The 25,096-nt window shown below is 45.3% G+C and carries 29 protein-coding genes and 1 pseudogene; 12 read left to right on the top strand and 18 right to left on the bottom strand.

Translation table 11 applies throughout. From position 1 onward, the window contains the following. Positions 1-25: 25 nt before the first annotated feature. The gene (locus NSQ39_RS03865; RefSeq protein ID WP_046132005.1) at positions 26-658 is read right to left on the bottom strand and encodes a homoserine/threonine efflux transporter; all 633 of its coding nucleotides are present in this window, start codon (positions 656-658) and stop codon (positions 26-28) included. A gap of 150 nt (positions 659-808) precedes the next feature. Here NSQ39_RS03865 and NSQ39_RS03860 point away from each other — a divergent pair, with 150 nt between their 5' ends. Further along, entirely contained in the window at positions 809-1,636 is an 828-nt protein-coding gene (locus NSQ39_RS03860) for a TrmB family transcriptional regulator (protein WP_175075854.1), read from the top strand. Positions 1,637-1,666: 30 nt separating this feature from the next. On the opposite strand, the gene NSQ39_RS03855 is transcribed toward NSQ39_RS03860, so the two are convergent. Continuing rightward, complete coding sequence (locus tag NSQ39_RS03855; protein WP_046132007.1) at positions 1,667-2,716, bottom strand: LLM class flavin-dependent oxidoreductase; 1,050 nt, start codon at positions 2,714-2,716, stop codon at positions 1,667-1,669. Positions 2,717-3,205: 489 nt separating this feature from the next. On the opposite strand from NSQ39_RS03855, the gene NSQ39_RS03850 reads away from it, so the two are divergent. Then, positions 3,206-4,474, top strand: coding sequence for an MFS transporter (locus tag NSQ39_RS03850; protein ID WP_175075853.1), 1,269 nt, complete (start codon positions 3,206-3,208; stop codon positions 4,472-4,474). Positions 4,475-4,508: 34 nt separating this feature from the next. Here the strand turns inward: NSQ39_RS03850 and NSQ39_RS03845 are convergent, their stop codons facing one another. Beyond that, entirely contained in the window at positions 4,509-5,963 is a 1,455-nt protein-coding gene (locus tag NSQ39_RS03845; protein ID WP_175075852.1) for a carboxylesterase/lipase family protein, read from the bottom strand. Between the two features lie 131 nt (positions 5,964-6,094). On the opposite strand from NSQ39_RS03845, the gene NSQ39_RS03840 reads away from it, so the two are divergent. Then, on the top strand, positions 6,095-6,859 hold the full coding sequence (locus tag NSQ39_RS03840; RefSeq protein ID WP_046132010.1) for an SDR family oxidoreductase: 765 nt from the start codon (positions 6,095-6,097) through the stop codon (positions 6,857-6,859). Between the two features lie 89 nt (positions 6,860-6,948). Further along, a complete protein-coding gene (locus tag NSQ39_RS03835) occupies positions 6,949-7,308 on the top strand; it encodes a DUF488 domain-containing protein (protein ID WP_046132011.1) in 360 nt (119 codons plus the stop codon). A gap of 382 nt (positions 7,309-7,690) precedes the next feature. Here the strand turns inward: NSQ39_RS03835 and ppsA are convergent, their stop codons facing one another. Both ppsA and NSQ39_RS03825 read right to left on the bottom strand, forming a co-directional pair. After that, positions 7,691-10,315, bottom strand: a complete 2,625-nt coding sequence (gene ppsA / locus NSQ39_RS03830) for a phosphoenolpyruvate synthase (RefSeq protein ID WP_175075851.1) — start codon at positions 10,313-10,315, stop codon at positions 7,691-7,693. Between the two features lie 14 nt (positions 10,316-10,329). Beyond that, positions 10,330-10,941, bottom strand: coding sequence for a TetR/AcrR family transcriptional regulator (locus NSQ39_RS03825; protein ID WP_046132013.1), 612 nt, complete (start codon positions 10,939-10,941; stop codon positions 10,330-10,332). A gap of 420 nt (positions 10,942-11,361) precedes the next feature. On the opposite strand from NSQ39_RS03825, the gene NSQ39_RS03820 reads away from it, so the two are divergent. Beyond that, positions 11,362-12,024, top strand: coding sequence for a hypothetical protein (locus NSQ39_RS03820; RefSeq protein ID WP_046132014.1), 663 nt, complete (start codon positions 11,362-11,364; stop codon positions 12,022-12,024). Positions 12,025-12,130: 106 nt separating this feature from the next. Here the strand turns inward: NSQ39_RS03820 and NSQ39_RS03815 are convergent, their stop codons facing one another. Beyond that, entirely contained in the window at positions 12,131-12,583 is a 453-nt protein-coding gene (locus NSQ39_RS03815; RefSeq protein ID WP_046132015.1) for a YfmQ family protein, read from the bottom strand. 109 nt (positions 12,584-12,692) lie between these two features. Then, the gene (locus tag NSQ39_RS03810) at positions 12,693-13,154 is read right to left on the bottom strand and encodes a GNAT family N-acetyltransferase (protein WP_046132137.1); all 462 of its coding nucleotides are present in this window, start codon (positions 13,152-13,154) and stop codon (positions 12,693-12,695) included. Positions 13,155-13,438: 284 nt separating this feature from the next. Here NSQ39_RS03810 and NSQ39_RS03805 point away from each other — a divergent pair, with 284 nt between their 5' ends. The 4 genes from NSQ39_RS03805 to NSQ39_RS03790 all read left to right on the top strand — a co-directional run bounded on the left by NSQ39_RS03805 (position 13,439) and on the right by NSQ39_RS03790 (position 17,332). Beyond that, positions 13,439-14,308 (top strand): DUF1796 family putative cysteine peptidase, encoded by an 870-nt coding sequence (locus NSQ39_RS03805; RefSeq protein WP_175075850.1) that lies wholly within the window; start codon positions 13,439-13,441, stop codon positions 14,306-14,308. Between the two features lie 463 nt (positions 14,309-14,771). Further along, complete coding sequence (locus NSQ39_RS03800; RefSeq protein ID WP_175075849.1) at positions 14,772-16,169, top strand: amino acid permease; 1,398 nt, start codon at positions 14,772-14,774, stop codon at positions 16,167-16,169. A gap of 55 nt (positions 16,170-16,224) precedes the next feature. Next, the gene (locus NSQ39_RS03795; RefSeq protein WP_175075848.1) at positions 16,225-16,596 is read left to right on the top strand and encodes a VOC family protein; all 372 of its coding nucleotides are present in this window, start codon (positions 16,225-16,227) and stop codon (positions 16,594-16,596) included. A gap of 52 nt (positions 16,597-16,648) precedes the next feature. Next, positions 16,649-17,332: an SOS response-associated peptidase gene (locus tag NSQ39_RS03790; RefSeq protein ID WP_175075847.1), complete on the top strand. Its 684-nt coding sequence runs from the start codon at positions 16,649-16,651 to the stop codon at positions 17,330-17,332. Between the two features lie 21 nt (positions 17,333-17,353). On the opposite strand, the gene NSQ39_RS03785 is transcribed toward NSQ39_RS03790, so the two are convergent. The 7 genes from NSQ39_RS03785 to NSQ39_RS03755 all read right to left on the bottom strand — a co-directional run bounded on the left by NSQ39_RS03785 (position 17,354) and on the right by NSQ39_RS03755 (position 21,056). After that, positions 17,354-18,172: a DUF421 domain-containing protein gene (locus tag NSQ39_RS03785; protein ID WP_175075908.1), complete on the bottom strand. Its 819-nt coding sequence runs from the start codon at positions 18,170-18,172 to the stop codon at positions 17,354-17,356. A gap of 76 nt (positions 18,173-18,248) precedes the next feature. Beyond that, on the bottom strand, positions 18,249-18,455 hold the full coding sequence (locus tag NSQ39_RS03780) for a DUF1657 domain-containing protein (protein WP_175075846.1): 207 nt from the start codon (positions 18,453-18,455) through the stop codon (positions 18,249-18,251). 15 nt (positions 18,456-18,470) lie between these two features. Beyond that, positions 18,471-18,821 carry a stage V sporulation protein AE gene (gene spoVAE / locus NSQ39_RS03775; protein WP_048354818.1) on the bottom strand — a complete coding sequence of 117 codons (351 nt, stop codon included), beginning with the start codon at positions 18,819-18,821 and terminating at the stop codon, positions 18,471-18,473. Beyond that, positions 18,822-19,835, bottom strand: a complete 1,014-nt coding sequence (gene spoVAD, locus NSQ39_RS03770; RefSeq protein WP_175075845.1) for a stage V sporulation protein AD — start codon at positions 19,833-19,835, stop codon at positions 18,822-18,824. It abuts the gene before it with no gap. Next, positions 19,835-20,314, bottom strand: a complete 480-nt coding sequence (gene spoVAC / locus NSQ39_RS03765; protein ID WP_048405811.1) for a stage V sporulation protein AC — start codon at positions 20,312-20,314, stop codon at positions 19,835-19,837. The genes spoVAD and spoVAC overlap by 1 nt, the downstream gene beginning before the upstream one ends. Before the next feature lie 15 nt (positions 20,315-20,329). After that, entirely contained in the window at positions 20,330-20,905 is a 576-nt protein-coding gene (locus NSQ39_RS03760) for a YhcN/YlaJ family sporulation lipoprotein (protein ID WP_336885340.1), read from the bottom strand. Then, a complete protein-coding gene (locus NSQ39_RS03755) occupies positions 20,850-21,056 on the bottom strand; it encodes a DUF1657 domain-containing protein (protein WP_175075843.1) in 207 nt (68 codons plus the stop codon). Before NSQ39_RS03755 ends, NSQ39_RS03760 begins: the two co-directional genes overlap by 56 nt. 388 nt (positions 21,057-21,444) lie before the next feature. Between NSQ39_RS03755 and NSQ39_RS03750 the strand changes: the two genes are divergently transcribed. Together NSQ39_RS03750 and NSQ39_RS03745 are read left to right on the top strand one after the other, a co-directional pair. Continuing rightward, entirely contained in the window at positions 21,445-21,597 is a 153-nt protein-coding gene (locus NSQ39_RS03750) for a hypothetical protein (RefSeq protein ID WP_011198291.1), read from the top strand. Positions 21,598-21,760: 163 nt separating this feature from the next. Then, positions 21,761-22,120, top strand: a complete 360-nt coding sequence (locus tag NSQ39_RS03745) for a DUF4064 domain-containing protein (RefSeq protein ID WP_011198293.1) — start codon at positions 21,761-21,763, stop codon at positions 22,118-22,120. A gap of 28 nt (positions 22,121-22,148) precedes the next feature. Here NSQ39_RS03745 and NSQ39_RS03740 read toward each other — a convergent pair whose 3' ends face one another. Beyond that, positions 22,149-22,367 (bottom strand): LexA family protein, encoded by a 219-nt coding sequence (locus NSQ39_RS03740; protein ID WP_145681711.1) that lies wholly within the window; start codon positions 22,365-22,367, stop codon positions 22,149-22,151. A gap of 226 nt (positions 22,368-22,593) precedes the next feature. Here NSQ39_RS03740 and NSQ39_RS03735 point away from each other — a divergent pair, with 226 nt between their 5' ends. Then, positions 22,594-23,163: a hypothetical protein gene (locus tag NSQ39_RS03735; protein ID WP_046129176.1), complete on the top strand. Its 570-nt coding sequence runs from the start codon at positions 22,594-22,596 to the stop codon at positions 23,161-23,163. 245 nt (positions 23,164-23,408) lie between these two features. Here NSQ39_RS03735 and NSQ39_RS03730 read toward each other — a convergent pair whose 3' ends face one another. The 3 genes and pseudogenes from NSQ39_RS03730 to NSQ39_RS03720 form a co-directional block, all read right to left on the bottom strand. Next, positions 23,409-24,491: a peptidoglycan recognition protein family protein gene (locus NSQ39_RS03730; protein ID WP_341014241.1), complete on the bottom strand. Its 1,083-nt coding sequence runs from the start codon at positions 24,489-24,491 to the stop codon at positions 23,409-23,411. A 51-nt stretch (positions 24,492-24,542) separates the two neighbouring features. Further along, on the bottom strand, positions 24,543-24,806 hold the full coding sequence (locus tag NSQ39_RS03725; RefSeq protein WP_048356294.1) for a phage holin: 264 nt from the start codon (positions 24,804-24,806) through the stop codon (positions 24,543-24,545). A 32-nt stretch (positions 24,807-24,838) separates the two neighbouring features. Next, positions 24,839-25,042 (bottom strand): annotated as a pseudogene (locus NSQ39_RS03720) (hemolysin XhlA family protein); the annotation flags it as partial. Between the last annotated feature and the right edge of the window lie 54 nt (positions 25,043-25,096).

The following is a 25,096-nucleotide window of genomic DNA, read 5'->3' as shown; positions in this document are numbered from 1 at the left end:
TGAGTTCTGTTTCTCACTCCTTTTTTTAATTTAACCCGGTTTTGATGCCAAAGCCTACCAGCACCAACCCGGCTGTTCTTTGAAAGACCTTCTGAAACTTTGCGTTCCTCAGCCATTTTTTTGCGAAATCAATGAGATAAACAAGGATCAGAAACCAAAACACGGCCAGGAAAGTAAGGATTAACGCGAGCACAATCAATTGCTGATTCACGCTTTCCTTCAAATTGACAAATTGGGGCATGATCGTGATATAGACCAAAACGGTCTTTGGATTGAGAATATTGCTTAACAAGCCCTGTAAAAAAGAATCTTTATAGTGGCGCTTTGAGGAATGTTTAAGGTTCTCGTTTTGCACTTGAATGTCTTCCATCGAAACGGCGCTTTTGGAAAAGAAACTTTTTACGCCTAAATAAATTAAATAGGCGGCCCCCAAATATTTGATCGTACTGAAAAGAACCACAGACTTCGCAATGGCAACGGCTAAGCCAAGAATGGCAATCAGCGTCCAGAAGGAAAGTCCTGTCGCCAATCCGAGAACATTGCAGCGGCCCGCATTCGGACCGTACCGAAGCGTGTTTTTCACAACCAGCATCGTATCGGCTCCCGGTATGACGACCATCATGGCGGCAATCGCTATGTATGACACAAGGCTATCCATACGATGTTCTCCCTCCATACACGATATTTTTATAGTGACTACCTGAGTAACTACTTAAAAAGTGTATCAGTGCGCTTGAAAAAAATCAATACGTCCGGCTAAAATATGAGTTACAAAGGTAGCGACTATTCCTTGACGTGAGGAGGATCTATGAAAGATAACATTTTAGAAATATTAAAAAACCTGAATTTCACCGAATATGAATCAAAAGCATACCTCGCTTTATTAGAAGAATCTCCGCTGACAGGCTATGCAGTGGCAAAAAAATCCGGCGTCCCGCGCTCAAAAATATACGAAGTCCTGGAAAGCCTTGTGATTCGCGGGGATATTTTTGTGAGCTACGGCAACACGCCGCAGTACATTCCCGTACCTGCCAAAGAGCTCATTAAAAACCGCCGCTTAAAAGCGGAGGAGACGTTTGAACAGGCTGAAAAATATTTCGAGAAGTTCGAGCGTTCTGCAAACGACCGCGAAAATATTTGGAACATTACAGGACGAAGCGAAATCCTCGATAAAGTAAAGGCGTGCATTCTATCCGCCCAAAAAAGAATTCTTCTGGAAATTTGGAAAGAGGATTTTAAAGAAATTGAATCAGAACTGAAACAAGCCGCAGATAAAGGCGTCATCGTTACGATTATCGCCTACGGCGGCATTGAGGCAGATTTCGCGAACGTATACCTGCATGACAGGAGCCGCGAGATTACAGAAGAGTATGACGGCCGGTGGCTTGTATTCAGCGTAGACGATTCTGAAGTCGTAGCAGGCATCGTCTCGCAGGGGAAAGACAGCCGCGCCGCTTGGACGATGCACGTAGGCCTGGTGATGCCGATTACGGAAGTGATGATCCACGATCTGTACCTCATGGAAATCATGGCGAAGCATCGCGGCGTACTGGAGGAAAGCTTCGGGGAAAACCTCATCAATCTGCGCCGCAAATTTTCGATCCATCCCGATTTTAAAAAGCATTACATGAAATAAAGCGGCCCGCACAATATGCGGGCCTCGTACTTATTGCGCCGCTTCCCAGCGAGACACTTCCTCCCTGACGCGCGGCGCCGTTTCCTTTCCAAAAAGCTCAATCGCCTTCATGACTTCTTCATGCGGCATCGATCCAACCGGCACATGGAGCATAAACCTTGTGATCCCTACATGTTTCCGAAGATGAATGATTTTTTCAGCTACGGTCTCAGGATCCCCGACATAAAGCGCTCCTTCAAAGCTTCGTGCAGCATCAAAGCTTGAACGGGTATACGGCCCCCAGCCGCGCTCACGGGCGAGCGTATTCATCGCCTGCTGAGTCGAAGGGAAAAACTGTTCGGCAGCCGTCTCCGTATCCTCGGCAATAAATCCGTGTGAATGAGAGGCGACTTGGAGCTTTGAAGCGTCATGCCCCGCATGCTCGGCCGCTTTTTGATAAAGCTCAACAAGCGGAGCAAAGTGAAGCGGACTCCCTCCGATGATGGCAAGGACGAGCGGCAGGCCGAGCAGCCCCGCGCGAACGACGGATTCCTGGTTTCCCCCGCTCCCGATCCATACAGGCAGCGGGTCCTGGACAGGCCGCGGATATACCCCCAAATTTTGAATGGCCGGACGATGCTTGCCGCTCCACGTTACCCTCTCCGACTTTTGCAGCTTTAAGAGCAAATCAAGCTTCTCTTCAAACAGCTCATCATAATCATCTAAATCATAGCCGAACAGGGGGAACGATTCGATGAAAGATCCCCTGCCGGCCATGATTTCCGCCCGTCCGTTTGAAAGCCCGTCGAGCGTGGCAAAATCCTGGAAGACGCGTACGGGATCATCTGATGAAAGCACTGTAACCGCGCTTGTCAGCCTGATCCTCTTCGTCTCGCGGGCCGCCGCAGCCAACACGACAGCGGGAGAAGAAGCCGCATAATCTTCGCGGTGATGCTCTCCCACGCCGAATACATCCAGCCCGACCTGATCGGCAAGAACGATCTCCTCAACGACCTCGCGCAGCCGCTCTGCATGGCTTTTCACTTTTCCCGTCTTTATGTCCGGGGTTGTTTCTACAAAGGTGCTGATGCCTAGTTCCATTTTGTTTTTCCTCCATATTTTCTTTTCAGACCCGGGCCGTTTTATGTACTGCGGCACGTGCCGATTTAGTTCTTATTGTTGCTATGATCTTATCTTTAGGATACGGATGGCTAATTAATCATGCAATCAATACGCATGGCAGTAATCAATAAAACGTCCATCCCGCCGCTTTTCAGGATATTTTTAAAAAGCAAGTCAAGATGCTGATTCCTCCCATGGAAAAGTTCCATTTTTACTTAAAATATTGCTTTCCTGCTATTCTTTGTTTACAAGCCCAAAACAAACAAAAACAAAATAACACAAACAAAAATTCAAAATTTTATGTTGATTTATTTCCGTTTTAAGAATAAGGTTATGTTAGAAATAAAATTTGGGAGAGGGGGTGATCTGAATTGCAGGCGCGCTCATGCGCGGAAAAAAGTAAGCGTTTACAATATTCGTTTGTCTTCTGCCGCCTAAAAAGACAACAGCTTTGAAAGGGGAAGAAATATGGGAGGTAGAAAGAATGGCAGTTTAAAATCTACGATAACGGTTGCGATGTCCAATTATCTGGAAGCCGGGTCAATTGTCGCCGGGGCAGGCGGTCTGTCTTTATGGGTCGAATACCTGGGGTTGAACGACGCGAAGGTCGGGCTTCTCGGCGCCTTAAGCACAAATGGGTTTGGAGCTGCAATCGGCGCCTTGATCGGGGGTTATTTAGTCGATCGGTACGGACGCAAATTCGTATATAAATATAATCTCCTCGTCTATATGCTGGGGGTTTTATTGATTGCGGCATCGTTTAACTTTCCTATGCTGTTAACGGGCTACATCGTAACGGGGATTGCGGTGGGAGCGGCCATACCTGCGGCCTGGACGTATATCGCCGAGGAAGCTCCCGATCATGAGCGGGCCGCGCGCGTCGGCTGGGGGCAGTTCGCATGGTCAATCGGCCCCGCCGTCACCCTGCTATTGTCCGTTGCATTGGCGCCGCTCGGCTTATTGGGGAGCCGGCTGATTTTTGCCCAATTATTCGTCGTCGCAATCATAACGTGGATTTTGCAGCAGCAAATTCATGAATCTGCCATCTGGGAAGAACAAAAACAGAAGGACAAAGCGAAAGGAATGGATGAAAAGGCGTCTATTAAAGAGCTGTTTACGAATAAAGCAAACCTTCATGCAATGGTTCTGTTGATCGGTATTTATGCTTTCTGGAACCTTGTCGCCGGCACAATGGGCTATTTTATGCCTTATATTTATGAAACGGTCGGCGGCTTAACGGCTGCCCAGGCCAATTTGCTGCAAGCGTTTTTATGGATATTGACGGTAGCAGCCACATATGTTGTCTTTATTCGTTTAGGGGATAAAGCGAACAGAAAGCGATTGTTCGGCATCGGTGCAGCAATGGGGACGGCTGCATGGATCATTCTCACCTTCGGGAACATGAGAATGGCGGAGCTTTTATCGTTCGTCAGCCTCTGGGGAGTTGCCGCCGGCTTTGGCGCGCAGGCCTTTTACGGATTATGGGCGGCGGAGCTGTTTCATACGAAATACAGAGCGATGGCCCAAGGCTTTATGTTCTTTATCGTACGAATCGGCGTCGGCTTGATTTCATTAGTCGTTCCGGCTATGATCACCGCACTCGGCTTTAAAACGGCCGGAAGCGTGATGATCGTATTTCTCGCCATTCATATGATCATCGGCCTTCTCATGGCTCCGGAGACGCGCGGAAAATCTTTGGAGCAAATTCAACATGAACGGTATCAGCAAAGCGGATGATCGAGAACCTCCCTCACCGAGAGGGAGGTTGGCATCATGCCATCAACTTTTTTCTTTTCTCGGCATCGGGATCTTCTTCTATTGAAATGGATGTATTGAAAATAAGCGTTTTTCGCGTTTCTTCATTGTAGTTCGGCCAGTTTGCGGCTTCAGTACACGGACTTCCCGTATGTGCAAATGACAGCCATGTAGCTTGCATATGTTGCGAAAGCTGTTTTGTTTCTTCGCTTGCTTTCGTATTCGTGATCATTTCGAGGAAATCAATGTTGCCGAATACAAAAGGGATGTCCAATCCGTGTGCCGCTTTGTGGAACGGCGGATGATCGGAATGCCAGTCAAACCGGTACATCCATACAGGCGAATGCGCCGACTGCCCGGCGGCAAACAAAACGGCAGGACGCCAAAAAAAGATGTCTGTCATCATGTTGATTTGGCCTTCCAATGATTCCGGATACCATTCGGCAACAGATTTCGCCAATTCGTCGCCTACATGTTCTCTCAGAATCTCAACCTTTTTTTGCCCGGGCAATATCTCTGACTCCGGCGTGAAAAACAACACGCCTTCATCCCGGTTTGTCCCGATTAACAACTTGATGCCGTCCGCTGCTCCTTGTGCAACGGCTGATACAGGCTCCAGCGGCAGCGTCTTCCCGTCAACGACCGGCATAAACAGCAATTGAAAAATATTTTCTTCCATTACATCGCGAAGCTCATCCGTTGCGTCAAGAAGCTCTTTGGCAGTTACGTCATGAAGCCGTTCGGAATGGTCCGGATCGATGTTTAGTATGTTTAGAAACGCATCTGCCGCAAGGTTTGCTCTTTCCTTTGGAATGGTTTCGGAAGCACCGCTTTGCATGATCGCTTTTTGGAACAAGCCTTTTGCTCCCGGCATCGCCATGAGGGAAGCAATGCTCATCGCGCCGGCCGATTCCCCAAAAACGGTTACATTCTCGGGATTTCCTCCGAAGAAAGAAATGTTTTCCTTCACCCATTTCAGCGCGGCTATTTGGTCAAGGAGACCGAGATTATCGCTGTAGGATTCATTGACAGAAGAAAGGTGCAAAAATCCAAACGGACCGAGACGGTAATTGATCGTCACTACAATGACATCGCCATGAGATGCAAGGTGTGATCCGTCATACAACGGCTCGCTGCCTGCACCGAGATAAAACGCGCCGCCGTGAATCCATACCATCACCGGCCGGTTCCCGCCGGGCGAGTTTGGCGCAAACACATTTAAGTAAAGGCAGTCCTCAGACTTCTCCACCTTCTCCAGTGACTGGAACAATAAACCTTCGGGCTGGGGGCAGATGGGGCCGAATTCAGTTGCATCCCTGACGCCCTCCCATGGATCAACTTCCTGCGGGGCTTTAAATCTCCATTCACCGACAGGAGGCTTCGCATAAGGGATGCCCTTCCATATGCGGACACCGTTTTGTACGGTTCCTTTCAACGATCCATAACAGGTTTCCACTGTGATTTTTGACATTTCATTCCACTCCCTTCATGATTCAATAATAATGGAAGCGTTTCCCCCGTCTATGCCAAGACTTGCAGTCTGCGAATATTTCGATCATCATAGTATACAGGAGAAGCATTTAAAAGAAATGAGGGATTTGAATGGAACTGTCGGGAAATACAATACTGATCACAGGCGGAGCCTCAGGAATCGGACTCGCTTTTGCCGAACGCTTCGTTCGTGCCGGAAATACGGTCATTATATGCGGAAGACGCGAAAAGAAGCTTGAAGAAGCAAAGCGAAAATTTCCGGACATTATTACGCGTGTATGCGATGTAACGGTTGAGGCTGAACGCATTGCGCTGTTTGAATGGGTAACTGAACATCATCCCCAGGTCAACGTACTTGTGAATAACGCAGGAATCCAGCAGCGCTACCACATATTAAAAACCGATGCAAAAGACAACTGGGCCCGCTACAGTAAAGAAATCGCCGTCAATTTGGAGGCCCCGCTCCACCTTGCCATGCTGTTTGCTCCATATTTCGCCGGAAAGAAAACAGACGCCGCGATTATCAATGTCACGTCAGGGCTCGCCTTTACGCCGATGGCGATCGCGCCGATATACTCGTCGACAAAGGCCGCTCTTCACTCCTTTACGATGAGCTTAAGGCACCAGCTTTCCGAAACCGCCGTTCAGGTTATTGAAGTAGCTCCTCCGGCGGTCAATACGGATCTGGGCGGAGTCGGCCTGCACGACTTCGGAGCCCCGGTCGATGATTTTGCCGATGCCATTTTCAAAGGGCTGAAAGAAGGAAGGCTCGAAATCGGCTACGGCAGAGCCGAAAAAGCGCGGCAGATGTCGAGGGATGAAATTGATGAAAGTGTAGCGGAAATGTACAGCGCCCAAAAAAGCTCGATCGAATAAAAGCCAAAGGGCTTCCTCGGGCATCAGCGTGAGAAGCCCTTTATCATGCCGGTTGTTTCGGCTAAAGCCAATAAAAGGAGATGGAGCAAATGCCGATCGTTTTGCAGCGGATTTATAACGAACATCCCCGGTTGGAAGGCCGCAGAATTTTAATTGACCGCGTCTGGCCGCGCGGAATTTCCAAAGAAGATGCCCGTCTTGACGAATGGATGAAAGAAATCGCCCCAAGCCCTTCATTAAGAAAATGGTTTCAACATGATCCGGAGAAATTTGAACAGTTTAAAGAAGCCTATCAAGAAGAAATCAGACAGGACGATGAAAAACAGGCGAAGTTAAAGGAATTAAGAGACATGATGAAAAATGAGCGCGTTGTTTTGCTTTACGGCGCCAAGGACGAGCTCCACAACCATGCCGTCGTTCTTAAAGAATTGCTGGAATGTGATGACTGAAAAGAGAACCCTGCTTCTCCGGCTTAACAGAAACCGCATATATAGCAGCAGAAATAATGATCGGCTCCGCTTCTTATACACTCTCTGAAACACGGAGAGTTAAAAAGAGAAGAGGGGCCATAGGAGGTATATGGTGATCCTCCGGGAAAAGCGCCAGGATACGAGTAAGGATTATAATATTGCCGCGGATACGCCTGTAAAGGCTGGTAAACATACAACATTCTCCGCTCCTCATCTGTATTTTTTTCAATATTATACTTATCCTCCCCCTTATTGGGTGATTGTCTTCGCATAATTGGGCGGCGCCTAAATTGCCTGGGGAATAAAAAAACGCTCAGGTTTTTCGAAAAGAATCCTGAGCTGCAGTCGTTTCAACTTCAAATCATTCCAAAATTTTAACATACCCTTCAGAACCATTAATCCTGATCCTCTGGCCGTCTTTAATTTCTTTCGTCCCATGCTCAACCCCGACGACGGCCGGGAGCCCGTATTCCCGCGCGATGACAGCGCCGTGGGTCATGAGCCCGCCGACCTCAGTCACCAAGCCTTTTACAGATACAAACAACGGCGTCCAGCTCGGATCCGTAAACGCCGTTACGAGGATATCCCCCTCCTCTATATCGGCTTCCTCCATTTTTAACACGACCCGCGCCCTTCCTTCGATAACGCCTGCGGAAACCGGGATGCCCGCCAAGGCTCCTTCCGGAAGATGTCCGCTGTTGTATTCGCCGAAAATGACTTCCCCTTCGGATGTCATCAACCGCGGAGGCGTCAGTTTCTCATAGTGTTGGTATGCGGCCTTTCGCTCTTCAATGATCCGGTAATCGAGGCTCCCCGTTCGAACGGCGTTCCGGAATTCGTCAAAGGATAAATAATAGACATCCTCCTTCGCTTTGATGAGCTTCTTTTTCTCCAAAACGGCAGCTTCTTTCAGCAAAGCTTTTTTATAAATAAAGAAGCGTTTGATCAGTGCATACTTTGGATATTCGCGATAGCCGATGTAATTGCGCAAAACACTGATCATTTTCTTTGTTTTTTTCGCTTTTTGTCTGCCTCCTTTTAACTTTTCCAAACGGCTTAACAAGTCTTTCTCCTTTTGGTCGGCCTTGAGTTTTCCTTGTTCAAACTTGGCCGTTCGCGCCCCCGGCTCGAAATGTTTGATATTGCTTTCAATCAATGGAATGAGCGCGGACGGCCGTTCGCTCCACCGCGTTTTCGTAATGTCGATCTCACCCGTGCAGCGCATGCCGTATTGATCAAGAAACTCCCGGAAAGCTGCACTGGCGTCAGCTCCCCCCTCCAGCTTTTCGAGATCTTCAAAAAAGGCGGCATCGTTCGGGTGTTTCAAATAGTCAAGCACTTCAGGATATTGTCTGACCGCATCTGCTACATCAAGCAGCGCCAGCCCCATCTCTGACGTGATATTGTTCGGCACTGATTGCGAAAGCGCGTCGGCCGCGCTCTTTTCTCCGAGCCATTTCTCCATTTTTTTATTGATCCAATACGCCGCAAAAATCCCGACCATAATAACGGCCATGCTCTCTTTATCATGGAGAACGTTCTTGAGCTCTTTTTGATCCTCCAACAAGGCTTCAAACAGCTCATCTCCGGAGACATGCTGCAAGTTCCGCTCAGCGGTTTTTATGGACGCCTCGGCTTTGGAAATAAGCCGCTTGGCGATCCCTATGTCGTTTTTCCGGTACACCTTGACCATGTCAGCCGGCAGTGACCAGGAAAATCCTTCAGCGCCGAATTTGAACATCCGTTTGCCTTTTGGAAGTGATTTCACAAGCTCCTTTCTTTTGATTACATTTGTAAGCGCATTGTGCATCAGCGGATCGTTTTTGCCCAACGCAGCGAGGACGATTTTCCGTCCGGCTGCTGACGCCAAATCATGCGATAAATCGATAAACAGCCTCCCGCCGGCGTGGCTCAATTCGTATTCCGAAAGCATGCTGAAAAGCGATATCCCGAGCGGATTGATCGGTTCTGTCATCATCTGCTGGTGGCCTACCGACACATAGACGCGAAGTCGTCCGTCGCTTTTTTCCGGAATCGGAAACAATGTTGTAATCGGGCGGCTCTGCACGACATAAAACAGATCATCAGCAAGACACCATTCGATATCCTGCGGCGAGTCGAAATGGGTCTCGATCATTCTGCCGATGCTCTCAAGCTGCACGATCTGCTCATCAGCCAGCGCCTGTACGTTTTGCCGTTCGTCTTCAATCCCCCGTTCTTCCGTACCTCCGCCCTTCAGTGCATAAACCCCCGTTTTTTTGGCAGAAACCGTTTTGTCAGCGATCCTTCCTCCGCGAACCTTATAGTTGTCTGCGGTTACAAGTCCGGAAACAAGCGCCTCCCCCAAGCCGAAGCTTGCATCGATGGACAGCACGTTCCGGTTGGATGTGGCCGGATCAGCGGTAAATAAAATTCCTGACGCCTCAGGAAAAACCATCTGCTGGATGACGACGGATAATTGGACTTTGCGATGGTCAAAGCGGTGTTGGATCCGGTAAGTCACAGCCCGCTCTGTAAACAGGGATGCCCAGCATCTCGTGACATGCTGCAAAATCGCTTCTATCCCGATAATGTTCAAATAGCTGTCCTGCTGTCCCGCAAAAGAAGCATTCGGCAAATCCTCAGCCGTAGCGCTCGAACGGACGGCGTATGCTTCATTCTCCCCAAGATTTGAGTGACAGAGCCTGATTGCTTCTTCGATCTCTCGGTCGATCTTCACGTTTTCGATTTCATCGCGTATCTCCTGGCTGAGTTTTGCGATCTGCTCCTTATCTTTCAATTTTACTTGGCACAACCTGTCAAGCAGCTCGCTCATTTTCTCGTTTTGTCCGACCATCGATTGATAAGCGTCGGTCGTAACACAAAAGCCGGCGGGTACGCGGACGCCTTCGATCTTTGATAATTCCCCGAGATTCAAGCCCTTTTCCCCGACAAGAGGCAAATCCCCTTTATCAATCTCATGAAAGCCCAATACATACGTTTTCATAAGGCATCCCCCTTTTATCGTTCAATGCCAAAACGAATCATGTTCAAAAAGCGGTTTCTCTCATCAAGGAGCCGTCTGTTATAGTCCTCATCAAACTCGCGGTCTTCCGCTATTTCCGACAAAAATTTCCGCTCAAAATGTTCGTTAGCCAGCATAATCAATTCGAAGGCTTCCTCGCGATCCACCCCTTCCCTTAAAGGCACCTTTGCAAACAATTCTCTCCACAGCCGGTCTCTGATCGCAAATTGTTCCCCATACATTTCAGCAATTTCCTCCTTCAGCTCTGAAGGAGGCGTGCGAAACGTCTCCATTGTCAATTTATAAGCGTCCGGATGCTTCTTGAAAAACTCAATCTTCGCCAAGCTGGCCTTTTCTTTCGCTTCAAAAAAGTCGCCGCATTGTAACAGGTCATCGATTGACAGGTATGTTTTCACTTTATCAATACAGTAATCCAGCAAAGAGAGATACAAATCTTTCTTGCTTTTGAAATGATGAAAAATCAGCGCCTTTGAGACGCCGGCCGCTTCCGCAAGCATCCCCGTCGAAGTCTTTGAATAGCCGCGGCGGGCAAAAACCGCTAAACAGGCATCAAATATTTGCTCTTTATCATAAAGCTGTAAAGGCACATCACTCAGTCCTTTTCCATTAATCGGCCAATTGGTTAGTAAAAATTGCAACTCTTGCTGACCGGGCAGTCAACAAAATAATTTATTGAAAAAGCCTATTTCAATTATTGTTATAACCGACAAGAAATTTTTCATATTTATTCTTCCATTGCCGCTCAGTAAAAACCAAAAGGAAAACAACCGCTATAATCGCCGAAAAATCTGTTCATTCACATCTGATTTTTTTACAGGTATTTATGCTCAGTTGTTTTGAAAATTTCAAGAGAAAATATTAAATGAATCCTTCATCTTGTCGATATAGTAATTATGGAAAATTTGTAATGAAAAAGGGAGACGTCAGGACGATGATCCTTTTAGGCATTCGATTAGAAACAGCCTAAAGATTTATATAGATAAAAAGATGATTAAGGGGCTTAGAAAATGAAAAAATATTTTACTTTTTTTATCGCGTTACTAACCGTCTCAATGCTTTTAGCTGCTTGCGGCAATAGCGAAACATCAACATCTAAAACTCAAAAAAGCGCAGCCAAAACAGAAAGTAGCAGTGAAGATTCATTGAAAACAGATGGCCCTTTAGAAAAAATAGGGCAATGGAGTAAAGAGGACAACGGAACAAAAGTGACATTAAAAAAGATTGCAAAAGTGAACAAAACCTTCGACTTAGATCCGATAAAGATGAAAATTGATGAAGTTAAAGTTATTGAAAGATCCAATCTTCAAGAAAGCGGGAAGAATTTCTTGAAACAAAAAGGCATCAAAACCGACAAGTTTTTGACGATTCAAATATCATATAATACCGAAAACACATCGGATAAAAACGTTATGTTTAACGGCATAGACGCAATTACAACCAATACAAAAAAACAAATTGAAGTCTCCTCTGAGGATATGATTCAAAATCCGGATAAAAACGGTGTTGGTTCTTTCTACGGAAAAGTGGCAAAAGAAGGGTACATCGTGGTACCGTACCTTGATTCCGATGCTGATGATTTAAAATATATCAACATTAAACTAAAAGATGTATTTAACGATGATGAACCTATAAAGTACCACGATGGTACTACTGTAAAAGTCAATTTTTAAACCCGATTCTTCGGGTTTTTCTTTTTATATGCAGATTGATTAAAGAACACCTGACAGACAAAAGAAAAAAGCCTTTTTGTTTAAAAAGGCTTTAAAAAGTCCTGCTTTATCCAGACACGCTTGAAGGTTCCCCAGCCGCCCTCTTTTGAAGAATATCAGACTGCAGGCAGTACGCGACGACTTTCTTCTTGTATTGTTTGACGACATCGACGCGGTCATTGTAGGCAAATATCCACAGCCTTACATCTTTTTTGCCTTTTTTCGTGTCGATGACTACAGGCGTTCCGCTGTCCTTAGGATGTAAATATAAATGCTCGTCCCCCGGGTATATATAATACTTCTCCATAAATATAGCTTCGTTAAAATGCTGAATCACTTCTTTTTTATCTTGGCCCTCGAGGCGTTTTCCGCCGATCGTTACGTCGGCATTTTCGCCGCTTAGTTTTGAATGCACTTCAAATTTGGCGGAAATCCATTCGACGACGCCGGATGGAAGGCACGTCAATACTAGTTTAACAAGGCTCATGAGAATAAGCATCGTCACAAAAAGCCAAGTCATATTTCATCATCTCCATTATGTCTCATATCCTCTATATTATCATAAGAGAGCAGCCGTTTTTTTGTACATTATGTTACAATACCCTACAGGGGTGTCGTATGTGAAAAAATTAATGCTTAGAGAGAACAAAAAACTCCCTTTCCAAGCCCATTTCTTCCCAAAATGCCAAAGCTGATTCATTATCTGTGTCAACATAAACTTGAACAAATGAAACATCCTTCCGCTCAAGCCAATTCAGCAATTCAGCCGCAATTTTTCCGGCCATTTTCTGTCTTCGGTACTCCGGCGCCACATAGATTTCATCGATTTGGCCGTACAGCGTATTGCTGACTAAATCTTGCTTCAGCGAAGCAATGGCGTATCCAACGGCCTGGTGTTTTTCATTCGTCGCTGCGAATACCGCACCGTATTTGGATTGCATATATTGTTTGATTTGTTCTTGAACCGCTGTCTTCTCTTCCTCATTCAATTCACAACCCGCGGTTTCTGCTGCATTGTCGCTCCAAAGCTCCGCGATTTCTTTTATATATTCTTCTGCCCCATGGGTAAGCTCCACAATTCTTGCATCCATTGTCTCTTCTCCTTTTGTCCGTTGTTCCGATTCCTTATTCGACAAACGGACGGAAATTCCTGTCGGCTTTATCCGGGAAAAGGAGCACAGAGGCTCCTTTTGTTTATCGCTGACGATCAAATTTTTCTGTGACCATTTTCCGAAAATAAGAGACCAGCAGGTGTTTTAACTATTTTTCCTATTACGCTGAATGAATGTAGGTACGAGTCGTTGCTCAACTATCATATAAACATAGAATACTAGTATCAACCAGCAGGACATTTCACAAAAAGGAGCATTGATGTATGAATTTAAATCAAATCAAAGGAAACTATAATGCTATTTTCGGTTTGGGGCATCTTTGTTTAACAGGGCTTCAGCTGAGAAAAAATAATTTAAGGCCGTTTGCCGGTCCTTTAGATTGGGTCGGAACCCCTTATTTGTCAGACCTCACAAGGATGTTAAAAGATCGTTTCTCTCACTTTTTGGAGCCTCATAATCTCAGAGTAACAGGATACTCGACAGGAGTCGATACTCCTGACCGGTACATCTTAGTAAGAGATGATTATTACTGTGTCGACTCTGCCCACGATTTTAAAGCAGACAAAAACACAATGGAGGATCTCGTCACTTACCCGGAAGTAAAGGCCAAATTCAAAAGAAGGATTAACAGATTTCTAGACAAAATGGAGACAGCTGATCGAATCCTGTTTGTCAGAACGAGCGGAACGTTCAAAGAAGCCCAGGAGCTTGAAGCCGTATTATCAGATTTAGTCAAAAACGATTTCAGCGTTTTGCTAATCAATCATACTAAAGTAAATGGACTCGTCGAACAAAATTGGCCATTACAAAGAGTATGCGCGGTTGAACTTCCCGATAAAGAAATATGGGTAACCAATGACCACCTGTGGAGACAAATGTTTAACGGTATAAGATATGTTCCGTCTCAACCCTCGGTCGGTGCAGGTGCTAACATGAATGTGTTCCAGCAGGGGAACCTCAGCAGCGCGAACGCGTTTCAACAAGGAATCCCAAGCAATGTGAACACTTTCCAGCAAGGAAACCTGAGCAACGTGAACACTTTCCAGAAAGGAATCCCAAGCAATGTGAACACTTTCCAGCAAGGGAACCTGAGCAACGTGAACGCTTTCCAGAAAGGAAACCTGAACAAGTGAACGCTTTCCGGCAAGGAAACTTCCAGCAGCAAGAGCAGCCTTAAGCAAAGAATCCTAAAATCCTAAGCAAGTAAGATTCTATCAGGCAATTATCCTTTTTTGTTATATCAATTTACAAATTATGGGGTATTTTTTTTTTTTGAGTATGATTCTAGGCGTTATTCCTCCAACAAATTTGAAAAAATCAACCTCCTCTGTAATTTACGTTTACTATTAAATAAAAAAGCATTTTTATCAAGCTGGCAAGTTAGACCTAAAAGGTCCAATTTGCCGGCTTATTTTGTTTTGCGCCAGCGGCTATACTGAAGGAAAATGTGACAATTCAGCGGCAGTTTGCCGCTTTTATGCTTCAACCTTTTAAAGGGCAAAATTTTCTTGTTGATTATTTTCCTTTTCGACAATATAATACAAAGGTCGACATAAATAATTGTTTGAATATTTCGCTTATTATCAGGAGGAACTTATGGGTTCATTATTTAGAAAAAAATCGTTCGACAAATTAATGGAGCAAAGCGCAACGAAAAGCCTGGCCCGTTCTTTAAGCGCTTTTGATTTAGTCTTATTGGGAATCGGCTGTGTCATCGGGACCGGGATCTTCGTCATTACCGGAACGGTCGCCGCAACAACTGCAGGGCCCGCCCTTATTCTGTCGTTTATATTAGCGGCTATCGCTTGTGCGCTTGCAGCATTTTGCTACGCTGAATTTTCGTCTTCCATACCGGTATCAGGAAGTGTATATACGTATTCTTATGCAACGCTCGGAGAGTTTCTCGCCTTTTTGATCGGCTGGGATTTAATGCTTGAATACGTTATTGCGCTGTCTGCGGTTGCAACAGGCTGGTCTTCTTACTTTCAGTCTTTGCTTGCCGGATTCAACCTGCACATTCCCGCTGTATTGACTGCCGCTCCGGGAAGTGCATCAGGCGGCGTCTTCAACCTGCCGGCGGCTGCAATTATTCTGATCATTACGGCGATTGTCGGAAGAGGCGTAAAGGAAAGCACGCGATTTAACAATGTGATTGTTTTGCTGAAAATTGCCATTATTTTATTATTTATCATCGCCGGAGTCGGCTATGTCAAACCGGAGAACTGGTCGCCGTTTATGCCGTTCGGCATTCAGGGCGTCATTACGAGCGCTGCGACGGTTTTCTTTGCTTATATCGGATTTGACGCTGTCTCAAACGCATCAGAGGAAGTTAAAAATCCGCAAAAGGCGATGCCGATCGGAATCATCGGAGCGCTGGCGGTTTGTACGGTGCTTTACATCGCTGTTACATTCGTGCTGACGGGGATGGTGCCTTATACAAAACTGAATGTCGCCGATCCCGTGTCATTTGCGCTTAAGTATGTCAATCAGGACAGCCTTGCCGGAATTATTTCAGTCGGCGCCATTATCGGAATTACGACCGTTATGCTCGCCCTTCTGTACGCACAGGTTCGCTTAACGTTTTCAATGAGCAGGGACGGACTGCTGCCTAAAACATTTGCGAAAGTGCATCGAAAGTTCAAAACGCCGTTCCAAAACACATGGCTGACAGGTTTCATCGCAGCCGGAATTGCGGGTTTTATCGACCTGGGCACACTCGCTCACCTTGTCAACATGGGGACGCTTGCTGCATTCACGATCATTTCGATTGCCGTAATCGTACTTCGCAAAAAACACCCGAATATTAAAGCAGCTTTCAGGGTGCCGCTCGTTCCATTTGTACCGCTTCTCAGCGCCGGCCTATGCCTTTACTTGGCCCTCAGCCTGCCGCGCGTCACATGGACAGCGTTTGTCATTTGGATCGCAGTCGGTATCATCGTCTATTTTCTTTATTCGAAAAAACACAGCGAATTAAATAACGGACAAGAAACTTGACACAATGCTGTCAAGTTTCTTTTTGTATACTGTACATCAATAGGAGGCGATTGAATTGAAACTGTTGCAAATCAGGCTATTGGTGGACGATTTTCAGAAAACTGCCGCGTTTTACAAGGATATATTAGGGCTGTCCGTAAGCTTTTATGAGGAAGAAATGGAATATGCCCTTTTCAACAATGGGGAAACGAAAATTGAGCTTTTATCGCGAAAAGCGATGGCTGAAGTTACCTGCGGGGAAGGGGAATCTCAAGCAAAATTTCTCCTTCAATTTGAAGTCGAAGATGTCGATAAGGCTTATAACCGTTTCAAAGACAACGGCATCGAGTTTGTGACCGAACCGCACAATCGCAAGGAGTGGCGGGCGCGTATTGCCCATTTTCGGGACCCGGAAAAGAACCTGATCGAAATTTATCACATGCTTTGATTTCAGGATTCCATTATTATACAATAAACAAAAACCTTCGAAGGTGATTGAGATGTGCGGCAGATTCACACTGTTTTCTCATTATGAAACAATCATCGACCGTTTTGACATCGGTCAAACGATTCCGGAAGAAGAATACAGGCCCAGCTACAACATCGCTCCCTCCCAAGAAATCCTGGCCGTCATCAATGACGGTACGGTCCATCGGCTGGGCTATTTGCGCTGGGGGCTCATCCCGCCGTGGTCCAAAGATGAAAAAGTCGGCTATAAGATGATCAACGCCCGGGCTGAAACATTGTCCGAAAAACCGGCCTTCCGTAAGCCTCTTATGAGCAGAAGATGCATCATTCCGGCTGACGGCTTCTACGAATGGAAACGCATTGATTCAAAACGAAAACAGCCCATGAGGATCAAGCTGAAATCAGATGACCTTTTTTCGTTTGCAGGCCTGTGGGAAAGGTGGAGATCCCCCGGCGGCGAACCTGTTTATACATGCACCATTATTACGACAACACCAAACGCTTTCATGGCGGATATTCACGACCGGATGCCCGTTATTCTTACCCGTGATCATGAAAAGGAATGGCTGAACCCCCGTCAACAGGATGCTGAACGTTTAAAAAGACTGCTGCAACCCTACAGTTCAGATGAAATGGAAGCTTATGAAGTATCGCTATTGGTGAATTCGCCTCAAAATAATAGTGTGGATGTCATCAAGCAAAGCCCGTCCCATTAAAAGAGAAAATCCTTTTACCTGCTATTCATGTAAAACAGGCTCAAGCTTTTGGATCAAGTCTTTCAGTTTATTTGCGTTCTTGGCATACATCGCTTTTGCCGGCTTTGAGTCCGTCGCCAGAGCAAACAGTTCAAGGTCGGCTTGGCATTTTTTAATCGTTGCCAATAATAAAGGCTTTTCCTGAGGTGACGGAATTTGTAATTGGTCATCATACAGATCGACCGTCAACTGTCCGTTTGAATCAACTTGTCCGAGGTACACATTTTCTATTGTGACGCCCAGTTTTTCAAGTTCCTCCTGCAGCCAGCGCCTGTTCAATCCGGCAATCGACAGGGGCTCGTCCAAAATTTGTCCGTCTGTGATCACGGTCTGCGGCTCTTTTTCCGCCTGGTATGGAAGCTGAAGGTCCTTGACGGTAACCGGTCTGTGCTCCTTTTTCAAGAGCACGTTTAAATCGCCGGTTTGCTCCAGGATGGCGAACTCGACCTCCGCAATATTAAAAACATCCTTCTTTCTTAAAAGCTCCAGCAACTCGTCTGTCGAGTATTTTTCTTTTTTTAAATTGTCTTCCATCACCTTTCCGTTTTTAATGAAAACCGTTCCCGTTCCTTCAAAAAAGTCGCGGAATTTCTTGCTTTTTAATGAGATCAATTCGACCAGGAAAGGGACTGCCGAAAAAATGACGACAGCAATTAAGGCGTTGATGATGCTGTTCTCAAGACCCATAACGACCTCGGATGTAATGCCCCCGATCGTAATTCCCGCAATATATTCAAAAAACGAAAGCTCTGCCAGCTGCCGTTTCCCAAGCATCCTTGTGATAACAAACAGAGCGGACATAAAGATAAAAGAACGGATGACGACATCTAACCACTCAGGCACATGTGATCCCTCCAATCTGTACAAAAATTTTCAGTCAGAAGCCTTTATATTGATATTCCTCTCGTTCAAGCTCACCAACCCGTTTTTTCAAATCTTTGATCACTTCGTCTGTTTCCATCATTGTTTCATGAAAAAGGCGTTTCGTTTCTTCATCCTGCGATTTCAGCGCCAATGCCGACAGACCTGATTCAACGCTTTTGAGGCTGGCAAGGCATTGTTTGACCTGTGCTCCAACCGTCATTTTACAGGCACCTCCTTATCCTTTTGGTTTAAAAAGAAGCGCTCCAATCATTCCGAAGATGATCGCAGCCGAAATTCCGGAGCTCGTTACTTTAAACATGCCGGTGATGACGCCGATCAAACCGTATTGCTGCGCTTCTTCCATCGCCCCGTGGAACAGCTGATTTCCGAAGCTCACGATCGGAACGGTCGCTCCGGCTCCTGCAAAATCAATAAACGGCTCATACAGCCCGAACGCATCAAGCAAGGCTCCGATGACAACGAACGTACACAGCGTATGGGCCGGCGTCAGCTTAAACACATCGAACATGATTTGGCCGACGACACATATGAGACCTCCGACGACAAATGCCCAAAAAAAGATCACCTATCCTTCACCTCCGACCTCAATTGAAACAGCATGGGCAATACACGGAATCGTTTCTTTCTGCTGATATGACAGCGGCGATAACAGCGCTCCGGTGGCAACGACCAGCAGTCGTTTGATCTCGCCCTTTTTCATCCGGTTCAGCAAATGGCCGTATGTGACAACCGCTGAACACCCTGCGCCGCTTCCCCCGGCAAGAACGGGCTGCCCTTCCCTGTAAATCATCAATCCGCAATCCTGAAATTGTTTTTCCGTAATCGATGTTTCATGCTTTTTAAATAGATCCAGGGCGATTTCTCTGCCGATATGCCCGAGGTCTCCTGTCGCAATCACATCATAATAAGAAGGATCAACATCCCGTTCCTTTAAATGAGCTTCGATCGTATCGACCGCGGCAGGCGCCATCGCACTGCCCATGTTAAACGGATCAGTCAATCCCATATCGATCACTCTGCCGAGTGTCGCTGATGTAACAACAGGGCCGTCTCCTTGATCCCTTAACAGCGCCACCCCCGCTCCTGTCACAGTCCACTGTGAAGTAGGCGGTTTTTGCGAACCGTATTCCGTCGGGTAGCGGAACTGTTTCTCAACCGCCGCATTGTGACTCACAGCCCCTGTCAGCAAACAGTCCGCCCCCTTATGATTGACGATAAACGCCCCCAAAGCCAGGCCTTCCATCGATGTCGAGCAGGCTCCAAATAAGCCTAAATACGGCGCCCCGAGCGTTTTTGCCGCAAAACTTGTCGGCGTAATTTGATTAATCAAATCACCGCCGAGAAAAAACTGCACCCGCTCCTGCTGGATCTTCGCCTTTTGCACCGCCGCTTTGCAAGCATCCTCCAAAAGAACCTTCTGGGCTTTTTCAAAGGAATCTTCATTCAGCCAAATATCGTTGTGCAGCACATCAAAGTCTTCCGGGATTTTTCCGTTTCCCTCGAATGGCCCTCCCGACGTTCCGGTTGAAACAATCACCGGTTTGTTCTCAAACATCCAAGTACGGTGACCCGCAAGCATTACAATCCCCCCCATGTGATGAGGATTGTTTTAATCGTGGCGATCACAAATGCGGAGAACACGCCGAACAGAATGACAGATCCGGCCAACTTGAACATATTGCCGCCGACGCCTAACACATATCCTTCGGTCCGGTGCTCAATCGCCGCGGAAATGACGGCATTTCCAAACCCCGTCACGGGAACGGCCGAACCTGCGCCCCCGAACTGGGCAATCCGGTCATAAACCCCAAATCCCGTTAAGAGCATCGATATGAAAATCATCGTCGCAACCGTCGGATTGCCGGCAGTCAGCGTCGTGAAATTAAAATAATACATGTAAAATGTTTGAATCGCTTGCCCGATTAAACAAATGATTCCGCCCGTTATAAAAGCTTGTACGCAATTTTTCAAAACAGGCCGTTTGACTTCACGCTCTTTTGCGAATTGTTGATATTCCTGCATGACAGGCGTCAGATTTTTCTTTTTTTGATCCGCCATTTGACCCCACCCTCTCTAAGGCTTTTCCTTCATCAATTGTTTGATTTTGTTCAGCTTTTTGTTCAGTTTCTTGCTGCTCACGTTTTTGTGCTGAAGCTGCTTTTCTAATTTGTCCAATTCCCAAAAAATTTTTTGGTCAGTCGAGATTTCGATGCTGTAGCCCGGAAATTCTTTTTTTAACTGCTCTTTCGATTTTTTTTCGATGTCCTTCAGCCGGAATCGGTCCATATGTTCGACCTGCACGGCCAGAACAAGATCCTTCTTGCTGTTGGCTCCTCTGACCTCTGTAACCTCTTCTTTTTTTAATAACCGCTTTTTTGCTTGATTTGCAACCGATTGATCGGTCTTCCCATCTTTCGTACTTACATTACGCACCGCGCCCGATTGGCCCTCGGCGGCATTTTGATCTTGACAGCCAATGGTGACGGCACTGCTAAAAAGTAAAAAAACGCAGATAAGAAAGTAATGATTGAACCCCCTCACCAGCATCACCTTCCTTTCAGAGAAAAGGTTGGCGAAACCAACCTTTTCATGCTTACTGTTGTTTATATTGCGGTTCTTCCTGTTCGATTTGCTGAACGCGCGGCTCAAGCGATTGAACGATGGACTGGGTTTGTTGAGCAGCTTGTTGATAAAGCTTTTTGGCTTCTTTGTTATCGGTGCTGAGGTGAAAGGTTTCTAAGCTTGCCTGAGCACTTTTCAGACTGGCTATCGCCTGTTTGACCTGATTAATGACAGTCATGCCGTGCTTCCCTCCTTTTTTACAAATACTGTATCTAATTGTAGAATGAATTATTTTGCAAATTCTATCCAAGCCAATTTTTGCAAACGGAAATGTCGGGCTGGAAAACCCTGGAATGCAGGAAAAACCCCTTGATCTCTCAAGGGGTTTCGCGGTGCGGGCTTACATCATGCCGCCCATTTCTGTTATGGTTACCCTTTATTGCCTTGCTAACCCCTTCTACCCCTTATAGTACAAGAGGTTTCTGGTGTTCTCATTGCCCGTCTTTGCCCTATAAAAAACAAGTGAAAATAAGCGAAAATTTTACCCACTGTGGGCAAATAGTGGGCAATAAGATGAACAATATTTGCTATAATAAAACCACAAATACAAAAAGGGACGAGGAAAAATGAGTATCAACAAAATCAGATCAGCACTGTATAAGTCAGCTAAAATTTTAGGAGATGTTAACGCGGCGAAAAATGGAACGCTAGGGAAACGAATGGCCCGCCGAGCTGCAGGAAAAACAGCCGGCAAAATATTGGGCAAGCTGTTCAAGTAAAACTATGTAGAAAATCCCCCTCATTTGTTTTAAAATGTAAATGTTCATTATAAAACAATGAGGGCTTTTTTCACATGAAAGCTTGGACATGGAGGGGATATTTCTTAGAATGTATTGAGAATTTGTTGTTATTATTGAGATTAAAATTAAGGAGAGAATAAAGTTGAAACGAACAGCAGAGTTTACCTTATCATTAATTGCAACAATCTTTTTAACAATTGGTTGGTTTTTCACAGCTATTTTCACATTTTTTTATGGTTTTACACCAGCAGATGAAGCTGACATGGGATTTTTCTATTACTTATTAATTTATACTTATTTATCAATTCCACTTCTTGTGCTTATTTGGGTTGCAACATTTAAAGTCAAAGCAAACAGCAAAGGCTGGGGAATTTTCATTCTAATTATGGGTGTCCTTTATACCTTTTCTATTTACTTTGTGTCAGGCATTCTCTTGTTAATTGCCGGTATTATGATGGTCGCAAAACAAAATAATAATAGTAGTAATGTTATGTCTGCCTAAATTACATAAAAACAACAATGCCACCAATCTAAAAGGTGGCTTTTTCTTTACGTAATAAATGTAACGTTCGCGGCTTACCTTCTTCCCAATCAACAAGCCCCTTTTTACGCAACCGGTCAAGATGACCTTTTGTTGTACTTGAAGATTTTAAACCAACCCTTTCACCTATTTCCCTAACAGATGGCGGGAAACCTTTTTCTTTAGTTAGTTCGTCTATGGCTTCTAATATTTGTTCGGATTTTTTCATAGTATCCCCCTCCATTGGTTTGTTTTACCTATGACAATTATACCAAACGTTCGTTCTTTTTCCTACAGGAAGAGAACGTATTTTTGCATGCAGAGCATTATTGACCAGATTCAAGTTCCCGCTTTTAAAATGTATCTTTTTTACTATTTTTCAATATTCAGAGGCATCACCACTCATTTTATGGTAATCTATACAATACCAAATACATTATAAGGGAGAGAGAAAAGTGGAGACGATAGCTAAAAGAGTCTGTAAACCATTTATCCTATTGCTAACAGCTTTCTTATTAGTAACCTTTGCTGTACCTCAAATTTCACAGGCAAGCGAATTGCCGAATTCCCAGGTTAAAATCTATTCCGATTCTGGTGATTATTCAGAAAAGGAATTAGAGGAAATATTAAAGTTTTACTTCGAAGAAGTTGGGGAACTAACTAATGATGGTTATGTTATTAAAAACAAGGAATTGTTTGATCAAAAAGTGTTGGAGGGTGATCCCGCTGCCTTGAAACTAAAAGAGTTAATGGCGTCAGACTCTTCTTTTCAGAAGTCTAGTTTTCAGGTTGCTAGTGCAACTGCTTTTGGTAAATGTGTTGTAAACAAAATGATTGGTAGTTATGGAAATATAGCGCGTCAATTTTTAAATGGTGCTATCTTTACATATATCAAAACTAAGCAGTATGATTTAGCCGCAAGATTAATGTTCAAAACTTTGATTAAATCTGGGATGAAAGTTAATGCAGCGTCTCTTGCAATAGAGTTGGGATACTATGGATGGAAATGTCGAGGGAAGTGGTAAAAATGTCTCCATTAACAATAGTTGAAGTCATCTTAGCGTTAACCGTTTTAGGTTTATTTGCATGGACATTTAAAAGTAAAAAAAGTGCTGATGACGATGATGTGTATAGATATGCAAGGTACATGATTTATTTACTTGTAGCTGAAGTTGCGATATACGTCATATTCAGTTTCATTTAAAAAAACCCCCAAATGGGGGTTTTTATTGTGCATAAAAGAATTTTGAATATCGCCAAAAAATTTTCTTTACTTTAACAGAGCTTCAAGTTTCGCCTTCGTTTTAGGACCGTAAATTCCATCCGCAGACAGCCCGTGCATCATCTGGAATCGTTTGACCGCGTTTGCTGTCTTTGGCCCGTAATAACCATCTATACCGTTATTTTTGGCACCTTTGTCCGGATAATAATATACAGCTGCTAAAGCCTCTTGAATCTGCCGGACGGCCGTTCCCTTCATCAGTGGGCTTTTCACCTTATAGATACCAGACGGCAGCGTGTAGGATGATTTTTTGCCGCTTGATGATGATTTTTTCTTTTTCGCTTCAATGGCCGCGAGCGCCTTTTCGGTAGCCGGTCCATAAATGCCGTCTGCTGTAATCCCGGATTTCTTTTGAAGGGCTTTGACAGCTTGCACCGTTTCATCCCCGTAAGAACCATCCGCCCCGTATTTCGGCAATGAGAAGCCCGCAGCAATCAAACGTTTTTGCAGCGCCTTTACGCTTGATCCTGATGATCCTTTTTTAAGGATAGTCGTCCCTGTTGATTTGCTCGACTGGCTCGTGGGTGCCGTCGTGTTTGACACGGTTTTATTCCCAAGTAGGCTGTCGACTTTTTTCCGAAAAGCTGTGAGCTGGCTGGAATCGCTCACCCAAGGCGCCGGACAGTTTTTATTTGTCACATCGTAATGACGGACAATTTTGTTTGTAGAAAGTCCGTAACGCTTGCACAGATCGGCAACCAGTTCAGCAGCATTTTGAACGGTTTCGCTGTGAATCTTGCCGTTTTTTTCGACGCACATTTCAACACCGATTGCCGTCGTGTTGGCATTCGGCTTTAGGAAGCTCACATAGCAGCGGTTCCCGTCGTGTGCATGGTATGCGACTTCATTTTCAGGGATAATTTGCTGCGCTTCCTTGCGGTCTACAAAATAATGTGCTGAGGCGTAACGTTCGGCCGCGATACACGTTCCATTGAAGTAATTCCGCTCATTCAATGCAGAAGCGCCGGGTGTCGCCGTCCAGTGCATGACAATACCTTTGACTCCTGACAATTTCAGCCCCGGCCGGGTATACTTGTTAACCTTCACATAGTTTTTGACTACCTTAACCACTTGAATCACTCCTATTTTGTTTTAAATAAAAAAGGCTGCCGGCCGGCAACCTCATTTCGTTAATCCTTTTTGTTTTAGAACTTCTTTTTGCAGCTTTCCTTTGTTTGTGACATAGTTATGTTTCCACCAAGCGACGAGAGATGTGATGATAGTAAACACCGTTGATCCGGCCAAATACAAAGTGTCTGCCAGCGTGTTGACCTGGTCCTCGGTGACCGGAAGAGCAGCCTTCCCGAACATGATCAAAGTTTGGTTAATCAATGCAATAAAAAGAAGCACCGTGCGAACCACCGTGCCTTTGTCAAAGTTTTTCATAATGTGTTTTCCTCCTTATTTTTGAATAAAATTAATGTAGCGCCCGTAATGCTGCGCTTGATCCACGTGGTATTTTCCTCAATCTTGTTGAGCTTTTCATTGATGGACATAATCTGCTGATCGTGTCGGTCAGACGCCCTTTCCAGAGTGCTGACACGCTGTTCGAGCGTTTTTTGATCAGCTTTAAGCTCAGTGATCTCCTGCTTGAAGACGTCCAATTCATTTGTTTGCTGCATGTCCCTTAATCCTCCTGTTCTCACATCGTTTTCACCTCCTTTGAGGCAAAATAA

Origin of the sequence: Bacillus sp. FSL W8-0848 (genome assembly GCF_038007805.1) — a bacterium.
Taxonomy (GTDB): domain Bacteria; phylum Bacillota; class Bacilli; order Bacillales; family Bacillaceae; genus Bacillus; species Bacillus glycinifermentans.
The sequence above is the reverse complement of the archived record's forward strand: the minus strand, read 5'-3'. Positions and strand labels throughout refer to the sequence as shown.